The sequence below is a fragment of the Paenibacillus sp. 2TAB26 genome, from assembly GCF_052115145.1.
In the GTDB taxonomy this organism is placed as follows: domain Bacteria; phylum Bacillota; class Bacilli; order Paenibacillales; family Paenibacillaceae; genus Pristimantibacillus.
In genome coordinates this window covers 228,557-241,477 of sequence record NZ_JBFRGC010000002.1, presented here as the reverse complement: position 1 = coordinate 241,477, position 12,921 = coordinate 228,557, and the positions used below count along the sequence as shown (strand labels likewise).

The following is a 12,921-nucleotide window of genomic DNA, read 5'->3' as shown; positions in this document are numbered from 1 at the left end:
CCATACGACCTCCTTATTTCATTCTTGTATTCGGCATTACTGGACCCAAGTACACGAAGCCGTCTTCAAGCTTCACTTCGTACTCATCCAATGGGTTCGGGGCAACTGTAATGTTTTTCCCGTCTTTCGTGTAGCGCGCATCGTGACAAGGACAATCGTATTCATTTTGACCTTTTGTGTTCCATCCGATCGTACAACCTAAGTGTTTGCAAACTGGTGAAAGTGCAAAGATCTTGCCATTTGCATCCTTCGAAATCCAAGCTGCAAGCTCTGGGTCACTTACGTACCAACCGTCGATCTGATGAATTTTAAATTTGAATTCTTGCGGTTCGTTCGTAATTTTGCTCTCTTCCACAACTTTTACGTATGTACCCTCGCCCTTTTTCTTAAGGAGTGGATCCACTGCGAAACGAACCATTGGTAATACCGCGCCGCCCATCATAAATGCAGTTGTGCCACCAAGCGTATATGACAAAAATTGACGCCGGGACATTTCTTTGCGCTGAACCGGTCGATGCGCGGTCTCGTGTTGTTCATGGTTACTCATCTTCTGTTCTAACCCCCTTTGCCAACCATATCTCGCGTCTTGCCGCAGGGCAAAAACACATGACGAACTAGGACATAACTTATAATAGCCTAGGTGCTTGGGAGCGTCAAGAATATGGCTTCATATTTGAACGTTTATCAAATTATCGTTCAATAATTTGTTATCATTTTGTCACATTTGACCTTGTCTGGCATTTGTTTTCCCCGAAATCTAACTATATTATACGACAATTTTATGAAATTCATGTAGTCTGTCCACTCCATAAACTCCGTATCGCATTAGAAACATCAGATTGCTGCGGAAACTCACCATCTTGATTCGGACCAAACCATAAATCCACTTCTGGACACTCGGCAATCAATTGATTATTTGCAGTTACCGCAATAACATAACGAAACCCGCCGCGCTTCGCCGCAGCACACCACTCATTTAAATGCTCTGAGAGACGCTCGCTGTCGGAGATGTAATGCCATGCAGGATAAGTGACCACCCTCCCTTTAAAAGGGATTTCAATTAAATCCATTATGTCCCTAAGCTGCTCAAGCCATTCTGTTGCCTCATACGGCTTTGCTGCATTCGGCATTCCAGTCACAGGAAGCAGGCAAGTATCCAAATATGGACTTAACTCATCCCATTGCTCTTTTGTTATTTCACTAAATTTCATCGTTTACATTCTCACTCCTTAACATAATTGCAGCCTATATCAACATCACTGCTTCTATGTTAACTCCATTTCCGCTCCTTGCCAAACCAAATGTACAGAAAAAAGCCTCCCTGTGTCAAAACCGAACAGATTCGTTCGCATTTAACTGGGAAGCTTCCTCGCTCAATCGTCATTTTTACAAAAAAGACGATACGCGTTATTTTTTTAAAGCATTTAGCTGTTTTGCGAGACGGTAAAACGTATCCTCGTCACCAGCGGCCAATGCTTTGTCAATTGCCGTATAAATTTGGTTGGTTTGAAATTTCAATACCGCTTCGTCAAGCACAAACTCTGCGGCCAAACCTAGCATGGCTTCATACGTTACTTTCATTTTGTCCATAGGATACACCTCCAAACCGGCGTTAAGAGATCCTATATTCTATTCCCTTTGTCACGTAGCTCTCCATCGTTTTTTTCATACGCAGTAAATCGTCCTCTGTTAACTCTCTTACGACTTTGGCGGGTGATCCGATAGATAGAGTATAGGATGGTATTTTTTTGTTCTCTGTAACAATCGAACCGGCTCCTATTAAAGCATATTCACCAATGTCTGCGCCGTTAAGTACGATTGCCCCCATTCCAATTAATGTGCCTCTGCCTATCGTACAGCCGTGTATTATAGCGGCATGGCCGATAGACACTTCATCAGCTAGAATCAAAGGTTGATTCACATTCAAGTGACCGACGACTCCATCTTGAATATTGCAGCTATGACCGATTTGTATAGGTGCAAGATCCCCTCGCAGTACTGCATTAAACCAAACGGTGCTTTTCTCAGCAATCGTTACGTCACCAATTATTTTTGCACCTTCAGCTATGTATACATCTTCATGAATCTTTGGCATTACGCCTTTGTATGGGATCAACAATTTTCTTCAGTCCTCTCCAAGCGATCAAATATAACAAGCCATTTCTATCGTATTCTTATACTGTAGCTTATATTTGATCTTACTCCAAGAGTACGATTCCCAAAATCAATGGACCACTATCGGACCTGATTCCTCAAGGCTCACGCCAGCAACTACAGCTCGTCCTGCCTTGGTCATACGGACTACAGCCCCATAAATCGGATGCTCCCCAAGCCGAAGCAGCCCCAAATGAACCATCATAGCCATAATTCTCTGTTCCAAAATCGTATTTGCATCATCGTAAAAATAAGGCTTAATGAACGGAACAAGTACCGTTCTGAGCGACTCAACCGTAACCCATTCCACAGCGAGGGTGTTAATCCAATGCACGAGCGACAGTAAATGTGTAATTGGTCCCTTGTATAGCTTCAACCAATATCGATAGATTTGCTCTGCTTCGCTTGAAGGCCTGCTCTTCATGCGCTCTTCACCTGGACCCGTAACTGTCAAAAGCGTCTGATTTTCATTGATATACTTTGCGTGATAACAGTAATCGTATACGAATGAGAAACGATTCGGATATTGGTTAAAATGTCTGCCATATCCAAAACGCCATGCTCCTTTTGCAGGCAGCTCCTCTTGCACGCCAAAACGATCAAGCAGCTGCAGCGTAAATCGCTTGTACATCGACCCATCAGCTGTTAGCTGGATTTCATTATGGTACGTGTAATGAAGCAGATGTGTAATATCGTCGTGAATAAGCATTTGCTCATCCCGGTAAATAGGCGGCTCATCCGTATACTGCAGATCAGCGGCAAACCTCCTCGCAAGCGTATCGCGGAAGCGCGTCTTCAAATCGTTTGGAACCTGAAAGAGATATCTGCTTGGACCACTGAAGCCATTGAACAACCAACCGTGATGCTTGAATTTAGCTATCATTTCTCGCGGGCTAAGCTGCTTTTCGACTGCTTCTGTCTTTTTTTTGCTGCGTTTTGTTTTTTTCGGCGGGTCTAACTCCGGTTTGATGATCTCTTCCCCAAATCTGCTGTGCTGCACCCGAGCGAGCAAATCCTCTAAACTAAAGGAGTTTCTTGCTTCGAATAGCAAAGAGTTGAGGAATCGTAAATCCTCCATCTTCATGCTGCTTATTTGCGCTTCAAAAACATCATTTCGACTTACGGTAGAGAGAATGGATTGGATCAAATCGTTTTTGGAATGTCCATTGCATTCGCAACGGTAAACATCTGCAATTCTGCTAAGTTGTTGAATATCCGCGTACCCTAGCATATCCGATAAATTCATAGCTCTCTCCTTTCTACAGAAGCCGCCTTATCACTCGGGCGCCCCGCTTCGTAAGGGTATTGTGTAATGAATAAGCGTCAGTTGATATCATTATGGGAAAATATCTATTGTTTTATAACCTAGATTACAAGGAGTTTATACAAAAAAAGCCGCACCTTAATAAATAAAGGCGCAGCTCGTATGCGATTCCTATGCTTCATTTAAATGGATCGTGCAATTATACAGCTGCGGATGCCATTTCTCATCACGCAGCTCCAGGATAGAGTAAGACAAGTTGGATAAATATTGATCCTCGAGATCCGAACATAACTCTTCCATGATTTGAGCCAAAAAGCTGCCATGAGAAACGACAAGCAAGTTGCGCTTTGGATACTTCAGCTTCCATTCATTAATTGCGCTCAAGCCTCTTGCTCTGACCTCATCATTAGACTCTACACCTTCAGCAATTTCTCGCCAATTCGTTCCCCAGCGTTCGTGACGCTCCTGCTCCCTCGTGCCTTCAACCTCGCCAAAATACCTCTCTCTCAAGCGCGGCTCACTTTCAAGCAAAGGAATATTTAACTTCGAAGCGATAATCTGTGCTGTCGCTTGAGCCCGCTGCAGATCACTTGATATAACAGCATCCCATATCTGGTCTTCACGGCTTAATCGCTCTGCCAATGCTTTGGCTTGTACAATACCTACTTCATTCAATGGAATATCCGTTTGCCCTTGAATCTTTCCTTGTTCATTCCAGTCCGTCTTACCGTGGCGCACTAATCCAATCAACAAGCCGTATTCAGCTCCTTTATATAGTAGACATAACAAAAGCTCCCTAGGGAGCTTTATCATACATCAACATTAGCTTCGTGTTCTAGAGAGCCAGTTCAAAATCAGCAGCGTCATAATAAGACCAAGCAAGGACAATGCAACATAATATTGCGGGAAGGCCGGCATAACCTTTAGAACGAATGGCTCGCTAATGCTGGCAACCGGAACCTCTGCATAAAATCCTGCTGTAATTAAACCATCACCAGACGCATTTGCTGTGTCCATCAATCCGCTTAGCTCGGCAATTTCAGCTTGTGAAACACCGCCATCATTATCAAATATGAATACAAAGAATGCACTTGCAAACAAAGCCATACAAGCTGCAACGATCAGCGCGATATTACGGCGAAACGACTTCGAAAACTGATAGCTTTTGTGCGGAACAGGCATTAACCAAGATTCCTCAGCGTAAATGCGATCCATCACATTTCGATTCACATGCTCCATAGGACCGAGGCTCTCATCTTCCTCCGATAAGAAACGAATGATATCCTCGCTTTCTTCCCACAGCTCAAACTGCTCCGCACATGTCTTGCACTCAAGCAAATGAGTGTCTATTGCTATCCGCACTTCATCGTGATCAGCTAAATCCCAATATTCGCCGAATTTGTCTTGCGCATCGTTGCAATTCATCTCGTATTCATCCCTTCGAATTCCTCCATCAGCGGCGATTGTCCGAAATACGGCTCCAGCTGCGTTTTTACGCTTGCTCTTGCTCGGAATAGCAGTGATTTAACAGAACTGACCGTTTGTCCTAAAATATTAGCAATTTCTTGATAGTCCAGCTGGTCATATTCCCGAAGAATAAGCGCTGAGCGTTGTTTTTCTGGCAAGTTGTTTATCGCTTCTCGCACCATCGCCATACGTTCATTTCTTAGCACATGCTGCTCAGGAACCGCATCAAGCGCTGCGACAGGCTCGAATCCCGATTCATCAAGCGACACATGCGCTGATTTTTGCTTGCGAAGCTCGCTAAGTACTGTATTTCGCGCAATCGTATATAACCACGTCGAAAAAGAAGCATCCAATTCGCGAAACGAATGAAGGCTGCGGTAGGCTTTATAGAAGGTCTCAGAACACAAGTCTTCGGCCATAAGCTCGAGCTTTGCACTCTTCAGCATGTGATAAATAAACGCTAAAATTTTTCGTTGGTAGCGCCGCATAAGCTCGGAGTACAGCTCGACATTGCCATCCTTTATCTCTCGTATCAACTGGGAATCAGTCATGACAGGCGAACCTCCTCCACCTGCGGATTATTCCCGGACCGCTATATATCATTGTACCGTCCCGGGAACGAAAAGTTGCGGTGTTTATCATAATTAATTCAAAAAACACGAATATACATATAATTCGTGTTTCGAGGGCAAATTCCTGCCTCTTTCGACAAAAGGATAAAATACAATATTTTTACAAATGTGGATGCGCAAATATACGTTTTGGACTCAAGCTGATCAATAACTATGTATTGGAAATAAAGTTTTATTCTACTCGCCTTATAGAGTTCTTGCAATATAAATCGCTTTCTTTAAGCTGGGAAAGGTTCACATTCATGATTTTTGACTCCAATGGGGAACATGACTATGCACAATAATTTAAACAACAACTTGGAGGTAATAACCGTTATGAAAAAAACAATTATCGCCGTTTTCTCAGCATGTTTAATCTTTAGTGCAAGCTCTGCTGTGTACGCTGCTGCTCCTGTATCTGAAAAAGAAATGCATATGAAGAAAGTGGAAGAAAAGAAAAAGCATCAAATGCATGTAAAGAAAATGGAAGAGAAAAAGAAACATAAAATGCATGCTAAAAGCCTTCATGCAAAAAGCATCCATGCAAAAAAAGCTCATGAAAAAAACCTACATGCTAAAAGCATGAAAGCAAAAACATTGAAAGCAAAAAACTTGAGAGCAAAAGAGATTACTAAAATGCCGAAAACCGGCTTCGGCGGCGCCAGCGAACAAGCTGAATAAACAGTAAAAAACGAGGGGATCTACTCTCCCCTCTCTTACTAACTTTGAAAAAGTTTATATTGCAATTGATAGCTGCAGCTATTTTTGCCGGGTGTACAGCCTGCAGCTACTCAAATGATCAAGATCATGGTATTAAGCCTCAAATAACAACAACAAAATCTGAGTATAATGAACCCTTTGTAAAAGCAGAAACCATGCCGAGTCCACCGCCTACAAATCATAATCAAATCATTCCGAATACAATTTCTAAAGTAAAATTAGAGGGAATCGTACCCATTAAACTTTCCATTCCCGCTCTAGAAATCGATGCGATCATAGATCCAGTCAGCATAACAGAAAACGGCCAAATGGATGTTCCATCAAGCACCAAGAGGGTAGGGCTATTATCTAATGGCATTCTTCCTGGCATGGTCGGCAATTCAGTTATAGATGGACATGTTGACAGCCATACAGGACCAGCCGTATTTTACAGATTAAAGAACATAAAATTAGGTGACATGATTTCAATAAAAAGTAAAGAGGACTGCACCATCGATTTTAAAGTGGAATCGATTGAAATATTCAAAACATCCGAGGCTCCACTTTCGAAAATTTTTGGTCCCGCGGATGAGTCTCGTTTAAATTTAATTACATGCACTGGTAAATTCAATCGTAAAAATCAAGAATACTCAGAACGGCTCGTCGTTTTTGCAAAACGGCACTCCGATAAAAAAATATGCAAATCTGCAAGCTATAACCCATGATCTGATTCAGTTGTATAGTGGATGTCAAAACGACGCCATTAATTGAATCATTGATGGGTTTTTTCTATCGTATTCATCCTTCTAACCGCATATGTACTTTTACTTTTTTATCATATCCCTCCCCTACCTATTTCTTTCTAATAGTCACATGACATAGAAACTATGCCTCTGTAACAAACACACAAACACTTAAATAGATACATACATATCTTATATAGCAGTCAAATAAGAGGAGGTTTTTAAATAATGGCTCATAATATCGGTATTATCCTCGTTCTTTTCATTCTTTTGGTTATTGTCGCTTGCAGCTGCGGTGTCTTCGGCCGTAATGAGAGAAACGATGACAGAGAAGAAAACAACGATGTACGCAGCAACGAAAACAATAGAGTAAGCGACAGAGGTTACAACGGCGGTTGTGGAGTAGGCTATTAATCCCTCAATTCAGCTTCAGACATGGATAATTTGTATTTCCCTGCCAAACAACCAATAACTATACGGCATCCATGTATAACTTACTTTCTAAACAGCAGCAAGGAGGTGAATTTCTTATGTCAGGGTCAGTTGGCGGTGCTCACAATAACATTGGTTTTATTCTCGTGTTGTTTATTTTGTTAGTCATTATTTCTTGCAGCTGCGGTATTTTCGGTGGCAGATACTAGTCGTATATAAGATCCAGTTTAACAAGCTTCCATTAGATTATTTGCTCTATCTTCATTTACTAGTCTAATGACATTGAAACTATGTCTATGTAACAAACACACAATCAAAAAATGAGAGTCAATCATACGTTATATAGTAGTTAAATAAGAGGAGGTTTTAAAATAATGTCTCATAATATCGGTACGATCTTGGTTCTTTTCATCTTATTAGTCATTGTTGCTTGTAGCTGTGGCGTATTGGGCCGCAATGAAAGAAGAAATGAAAATCAAGTTGAAAGTGTCAACGAAAAAAGAAATGACAGAGTGAGCGACAGAGGTTACGGCGGCTGTTGCGGAGGCTACTAATCCTATTTTCACCACTCTGCTCGCTCTATGAGATGGATAAACATACTCTATCTACCCATTATCCTGTCTTATAGCTATAGCTTTAACTAACTTGCTCTATAAGATAATACAAGGAGGTGAATGTTTTATGTCAGGATCAGTTGGCGGTGTAAATAATAATATTGGTTTTATTCTTGTACTCTTCATTTTGCTCGTGATTATCTCTTGCAGCTGCGGAATTTTCGGTGGTAACAACTACTAATCATTAGCGATTGGATATGACTTATTCACTTGTCCTACAGACTGCAGAGTATCCTTAACGGTCTTCCCTATACAAAACCTCTAATCCCCTATTATAGGCTAATGATACTGGGCATATGTCACCCCATGACAAATATCCAGTCACTAAGCTTTTGCAATGCATACCTTACAATGTATTCAAGTCGCAAGGAGGTGGATGTTTAATGTCAGGATTCGTTGGTGGTGCTCATAATAATATTGGTTTTATTCTGGTACTGTTTATTTTGTTGGTGATTATCTCTTGCAGCTGCGGTATTTTCGGTGGAGGTTACTAATAAATAATAATTGAAGGGCTTACTGCTGCTCTCACGCATTCAAAATGCTGAATACACTTAAGCCTCTCCAGAAGACCCATTATGTGGGTCTTCTTTTTTTATCTTGAATCTAATCCTTGCTTACATAGTCAAAAAATGTCTACATATGCTCTTTCAGATGTAGCCCTTAATTGAATTACCTTTTTTTATGAAAGTATTGACAAAATAGTAAAACCGCTAAATAATAAAATAAATACATTAGTTAGTAAATTAATTAATTTGAGGAGGTCTTTTATTGAAAGTATTCATTACAGGAGTTACTGGGTATGTTGGCTTAGCAGTAGCTAAACAATTCCTATCCCAAGGTTATCAAGTTTCCGGATTAGTTCGAACACATGAAAAAGCTGATCAATTAATAAAATTAGGCATCTCCCCTGTAATAGGCGATCTTGCTGATCTGGCTTTGCTGGCGGAATGTACTCTTGCTGCTGATGGTGTCATTCATACTGCTATCTCGCATAGTTCTGACATGGAAAAATTAGATGTTCTTGCAGTTGATGCCATGTTAGACGGTTTGGAAGGCACTGGCAAAACATTCGTATATACGAGCGGAACGTTAATCTATAACGATACGCTTCATAATGTCGTTGATGAGGATTCGGCTGTAAATCCATTGCCGTTCTTGCAATGGAAAGCAAATCAGGAGCAAAAAGTGCTGACAGCTGCTGAGAGAAACATTTGTACTGTCGTTATTCGACCAGCTCTCGTTTACGGAGGTGGTGGCGGTTTAGTTGGGGCGACTATTCAAAGAACGAAGCTCACTCAATTCGCCAAATACGTTGGTGATGGACTAAACGCATGGTCAACCATTGATGTAGACGACTTGGCAAACCTTTATGCATGCGCTTATACATTTGCATCTCCTGGGGCTTTATATAACGCTGCTTCCAGGGAACTCATTACGACCAAAGAGCTCATAATAGCAATTGGCAAAATTGCCGGCGTCGCTGAAATTGAATCGTGTAGTTATGAGGAAGCTGTTCATGTTTTGGGCCCTGCTGCTTGGGGAGCGAGCATTAACCAAAGAATATCTGGTTTGCGTGCTGAACAGCAGCTGCAATGGAGCCCCTCTGCCAACTCGATCGTCAAAGAAATGGAGGAAGGTTCTTACCAAGCTCTGGCAAAAATAAAACGATAGTCCGTTACCGGACTATCGTTTGGATGCTTCGCTATCTTCATAAGTATTCAGAAATTTTATGGATTTAGCTAATATTCGTATGAGTTGCTCGGCGTCATCTGCACCTAGATGTTCTCGCAAGTGCTGAAAACGTTCAAATAGCTCTGTCTCCCTTGCTCCAACAAATTCATGTCCAGCTTCAGTTGCTGTAACAAGAATGGATCTCCGATCACTTGCATCCATCGTACGAGTAATATACCCGATCTGTTCAAGCGATTGTATGACATGCGTCACAGCAGCTGAGGTTATTTTCAACTGTTTGCTTAGATCGGAAACTTTAATGCCATTAGAACCCGGCGGACATAAATACGTCAAGTAAACAAGCAAATTGGATTCGCTCTGCCGGAGCTCCTTAGAAGGACTAAACACATGCCCGACACGCTTCAATTGACCGAATACGAGCGCAAGTTCCTTCGTTAAGTGATCTATATTCGTTCCTTGAAAGTTATCGTCATTACTCATACCATTATGAGCCCCCATAAGCTTTTTCCAATTTATTTTTAAATTATTTACTAAATTAATAATGGTGTCAAGATGGAAAGTCAAGCTTCATTTTTTATGGATGACTCAAAGTTAATCCATTCCTTATCTTTCATTTAACGGTTTAAACGTCCTGCCCGCGATGAGTATGTACTGTAATTCATTTGGCTGAATGATCGTGCCTCCACCTGCGTTTAATTGTTTTTTGATGATGGCATCCTTTTTAACAGCTGGTCTTGGCCTATCCTTAATATCCACTGTAGAATCATCTGCATCCATGATGGATGAGTGTTCAAAATATACGATAGTATGCAGATCCTCTTGTCCCTCCGGTATATCTTTCCCTGTACTATTTTTGGCAGTTACGGTTAGATCAATGAGCGATACTTTATTTTTCACAAAGACATTATATGAAATTTCTATTGGCTGGAACGCATTGGGGTCTGCTGTTCTTGCTATCCCTACTCGGTCATCATCAGAAAGATACTTCAGTTTTCCTTGCTTTAATAATCGTTCGTCATTCAAAGTGATCACATTATTTTCATTCGTGACTTTAAAAGAGAAGGAATCAAAAAGTATTCGAGCTGGAACGAGCAGAAAACCTTTCTCCACTACTGCTTTAGTGTCCATCTCTACATTTTGACCATTAACCTTTGCAGTCTTATTGCCTGCCTGAATTTGAACAATGTTCTCCCCTTCTTTAATTTCAGCTGTTTTCGTTTGGTTATTATAAGAAACTGTAGCACCCAGCAATTCACTTACAGATCTTAATGGTAAAATCAATCGATTCTGTTTATCAACATAAGGCTCCTTTGGATAGGTATATGCCACATAATAATTGTTCATTTTCAAAATAACGGGTGTACTTTTTTTGGGTGCAGCATAACTGACAGCTGTTATGGAGAACATCATTACACCCGCAATGGTCAATTTTATTAATTTTCTCATCATTTAACAAACACTCCTTTTTTAGCATTTATCGATAAAACGTAATTCTCTATCCATTTGTTGCGCTAAAGCCCGAATTAGGTAATGCTTTTCAAATTTTGAAATGATATATTGAAATCATTAGCTAGGAAAGGATGATTGCCGATGTTATGCATCTTTATCGAATACTTCAATATTACTAATGTCAATAATCTACCTATAAATCAAAAGGATGGTCCTATTTGAAAATTAAAAATAGCAATAATATCCCTGTCCGTTTTTTCATAAACGACAAAATTAAGCTTGAAAAAAATGCTTTAGCAGAACTTGATCAACTCCTCACCGTCAATGAATCTGTAGAAACCCTGAAACAGCACACTAGCGGTTATTTTACGAACGAAAATGCAAAAATTGAAGAGGTAGCGATCACTCCCGATTTCCACAAAGGCAGCGGCATTCCGATTGGTACAACCATCTTCACCAAAGGATTTGTCATCCCTCAAGCTGTAGGCAATGACATTAATTGTGGCATGCGGTTATACACGACATCGCTGAAGGAAAATGATATCCGGTCAAATCTTAAACAAATCGAATCCGATATTCGTCATATTTTCTTTGAAGGCGGACGTCATATACCAATGACAAGGGTGCAGCGTGAAGCTATTTTCAAAGAAGGATTAATGGGTATTCTCGAGACACAGAAATCGATTAAGTGCAATGGTTTGTGGGAATTTTATGATGCTAAGCAGCAAGAGGACGACCTTTTAAAGGTAAATCGATTTGGTTCATTTATTACGGATAAAGTAGATGGACTGGATAGTTATTTAGGCAGCGATGATTTGTCCTATGATAGTCAGATTGGATCGATCGGCGGCGGCAATCATTTTGTAGAAATTCAGAAAGTAGTGAATATACGCAATCATGCTTTGGCAAAGGAATGGAATATCAAAGCTGGCCAAATCGTCGTTATGATTCATACAGGCTCTGTATCTATCGGGCATCACGCAGGTCTGAACATCAAAGAAATGCTTAAAGAAATTTACCCCGCCTCTCTTAAGCATCCAAGCAATGGGATCTATGTCCTGCCTCATTCCGAACAATATGAATATCAATGGAATCGTTATTGGAACCTCCTTCATAACGCAGCAAACTTCGCTTTTGCGAATCGCTTATTTCTGGGGCTTATGCTTCAAAAGTCATTGTCCAAAAGCATAAAGGATTTTGAGTATAAATTACTCTACGATGCCCCTCACAACTTCGTATGGGAAGAAACGATTGATGGCAGCGAAGGTTTTATCCATCGCAAAGGCTCTTGCACAGCAAAGTCAGCTGAACAAATGGCCAACACCCCTTTTCAATTTACGGGTGAGCCGGTCTTTATACCTGGATCCATGGGAGCGAAAAGCTACATTCTTGCAGGACTTGGCAATCGTGAGAGCTTATTCAGCGCTAGTCATGGTGCTGGTCGAAGCCTTTCAAGAGGAGATTCAGTAAAAGTAGATGATGCTTTGTTTCGCGAATTTATTTCCAAGTTTAATATTGTTACACCTATTGATCCGAACCGTAACGATATTGAATCCAGACAGGATATACTCAAGAAATGGGAAGAAGAATTGAAGAAAGAGGCTCCGTACGCTTACAAGGATATCAATGCCATCATCGAATCACATGAAGAACACGGCATGGCACAAATTGTTGCAGAAGTTGAACCTATTTTAACGATAAAAGGGTAAAGCTTTTTATACTGAAGGTTTAGTGGTTTAAACTAAAATATTTCATTTTTAATAATTAAAAGAGCAAAAAAGCCACGTCCTTGTGAC

General features: G+C 40.7%; 19 protein-coding genes. 9 read left to right on the top strand and 10 right to left on the bottom strand.

Annotation, left to right across the window (positions count from 1 at the left end):
* Positions 1-13: 13 nt before the first annotated feature.
* From AB4Z50_RS02520 to AB4Z50_RS02485, 8 genes are all read right to left on the bottom strand, one after another.
* Positions 14-547, bottom strand: a complete 534-nt coding sequence (locus tag AB4Z50_RS02520) for a ubiquinol-cytochrome c reductase iron-sulfur subunit (protein ID WP_339202870.1) — start codon at positions 545-547, stop codon at positions 14-16.
* A 241-nt stretch (positions 548-788) separates the two neighbouring features.
* Positions 789-1,211: a DUF2487 family protein gene (locus AB4Z50_RS02515; RefSeq protein ID WP_441875282.1), complete on the bottom strand. Its 423-nt coding sequence runs from the start codon at positions 1,209-1,211 to the stop codon at positions 789-791.
* 196 nt (positions 1,212-1,407) lie between these two features.
* Positions 1,408-1,590 carry an IDEAL domain-containing protein gene (locus tag AB4Z50_RS02510; protein ID WP_076265688.1) on the bottom strand — a complete coding sequence of 61 codons (183 nt, stop codon included), beginning with the start codon at positions 1,588-1,590 and terminating at the stop codon, positions 1,408-1,410.
* 22 nt (positions 1,591-1,612) lie between these two features.
* Positions 1,613-2,119, bottom strand: coding sequence for a gamma carbonic anhydrase family protein (locus AB4Z50_RS02505; protein WP_339202874.1), 507 nt, complete (start codon positions 2,117-2,119; stop codon positions 1,613-1,615).
* Between the two features lie 105 nt (positions 2,120-2,224).
* Positions 2,225-3,400 carry a hypothetical protein gene (locus tag AB4Z50_RS02500; RefSeq protein ID WP_441875278.1) on the bottom strand — a complete coding sequence of 392 codons (1,176 nt, stop codon included), beginning with the start codon at positions 3,398-3,400 and terminating at the stop codon, positions 2,225-2,227.
* Positions 3,401-3,589: 189 nt separating this feature from the next.
* Positions 3,590-4,171, bottom strand: a complete 582-nt coding sequence (locus AB4Z50_RS02495; RefSeq protein ID WP_441875275.1) for a histidine phosphatase family protein — start codon at positions 4,169-4,171, stop codon at positions 3,590-3,592.
* Positions 4,172-4,240: 69 nt separating this feature from the next.
* Positions 4,241-4,843 (bottom strand): anti-sigma factor family protein, encoded by a 603-nt coding sequence (locus AB4Z50_RS02490; protein ID WP_430058651.1) that lies wholly within the window; start codon positions 4,841-4,843, stop codon positions 4,241-4,243.
* Positions 4,840-5,436 carry an RNA polymerase sigma factor gene (locus AB4Z50_RS02485; protein WP_076265683.1) on the bottom strand — a complete coding sequence of 199 codons (597 nt, stop codon included), beginning with the start codon at positions 5,434-5,436 and terminating at the stop codon, positions 4,840-4,842. The genes AB4Z50_RS02490 and AB4Z50_RS02485 overlap by 4 nt, the downstream gene beginning before the upstream one ends.
* Before the next feature lie 396 nt (positions 5,437-5,832).
* On the opposite strand from AB4Z50_RS02485, the gene AB4Z50_RS02480 reads away from it, so the two are divergent.
* The 8 genes from AB4Z50_RS02480 to AB4Z50_RS02445 all read left to right on the top strand — a co-directional run bounded on the left by AB4Z50_RS02480 (position 5,833) and on the right by AB4Z50_RS02445 (position 9,655).
* Positions 5,833-6,177 carry a hypothetical protein gene (locus AB4Z50_RS02480; protein ID WP_441875271.1) on the top strand — a complete coding sequence of 115 codons (345 nt, stop codon included), beginning with the start codon at positions 5,833-5,835 and terminating at the stop codon, positions 6,175-6,177.
* A gap of 44 nt (positions 6,178-6,221) precedes the next feature.
* Positions 6,222-6,920: a class F sortase gene (locus tag AB4Z50_RS02475; RefSeq protein WP_441875268.1), complete on the top strand. Its 699-nt coding sequence runs from the start codon at positions 6,222-6,224 to the stop codon at positions 6,918-6,920.
* Between the two features lie 246 nt (positions 6,921-7,166).
* Positions 7,167-7,352 carry a hypothetical protein gene (locus tag AB4Z50_RS02470; protein WP_339202884.1) on the top strand — a complete coding sequence of 62 codons (186 nt, stop codon included), beginning with the start codon at positions 7,167-7,169 and terminating at the stop codon, positions 7,350-7,352.
* Between the two features lie 116 nt (positions 7,353-7,468).
* Positions 7,469-7,579 carry a YjcZ family sporulation protein gene (locus tag AB4Z50_RS02465; protein ID WP_441875265.1) on the top strand — a complete coding sequence of 37 codons (111 nt, stop codon included), beginning with the start codon at positions 7,469-7,471 and terminating at the stop codon, positions 7,577-7,579.
* A 165-nt stretch (positions 7,580-7,744) separates the two neighbouring features.
* Positions 7,745-7,924, top strand: a complete 180-nt coding sequence (locus AB4Z50_RS02460) for a hypothetical protein (RefSeq protein WP_430058644.1) — start codon at positions 7,745-7,747, stop codon at positions 7,922-7,924.
* A 127-nt stretch (positions 7,925-8,051) separates the two neighbouring features.
* The gene (locus AB4Z50_RS02455; RefSeq protein ID WP_083681477.1) at positions 8,052-8,165 is read left to right on the top strand and encodes a sporulation protein YjcZ; all 114 of its coding nucleotides are present in this window, start codon (positions 8,052-8,054) and stop codon (positions 8,163-8,165) included.
* A gap of 202 nt (positions 8,166-8,367) precedes the next feature.
* Entirely contained in the window at positions 8,368-8,478 is a 111-nt protein-coding gene (locus AB4Z50_RS02450; protein WP_441875260.1) for a YjcZ family sporulation protein, read from the top strand.
* 274 nt (positions 8,479-8,752) lie between these two features.
* Positions 8,753-9,655 carry an NAD-dependent epimerase/dehydratase family protein gene (locus tag AB4Z50_RS02445; RefSeq protein ID WP_441875257.1) on the top strand — a complete coding sequence of 301 codons (903 nt, stop codon included), beginning with the start codon at positions 8,753-8,755 and terminating at the stop codon, positions 9,653-9,655.
* A gap of 12 nt (positions 9,656-9,667) precedes the next feature.
* Here AB4Z50_RS02445 and AB4Z50_RS02440 read toward each other — a convergent pair whose 3' ends face one another.
* Positions 9,668-10,156: a MarR family winged helix-turn-helix transcriptional regulator gene (locus tag AB4Z50_RS02440; RefSeq protein ID WP_339202888.1), complete on the bottom strand. Its 489-nt coding sequence runs from the start codon at positions 10,154-10,156 to the stop codon at positions 9,668-9,670.
* 123 nt (positions 10,157-10,279) lie between these two features.
* On the bottom strand, positions 10,280-11,125 hold the full coding sequence (locus AB4Z50_RS02435) for a copper amine oxidase N-terminal domain-containing protein (RefSeq protein ID WP_441875254.1): 846 nt from the start codon (positions 11,123-11,125) through the stop codon (positions 10,280-10,282).
* A 218-nt stretch (positions 11,126-11,343) separates the two neighbouring features.
* Between AB4Z50_RS02435 and AB4Z50_RS02430 the strand changes: the two genes are divergently transcribed.
* Positions 11,344-12,834, top strand: coding sequence for an RtcB family protein (locus AB4Z50_RS02430; protein ID WP_441875251.1), 1,491 nt, complete (start codon positions 11,344-11,346; stop codon positions 12,832-12,834).
* Positions 12,835-12,921 lie beyond the last annotated feature (87 nt).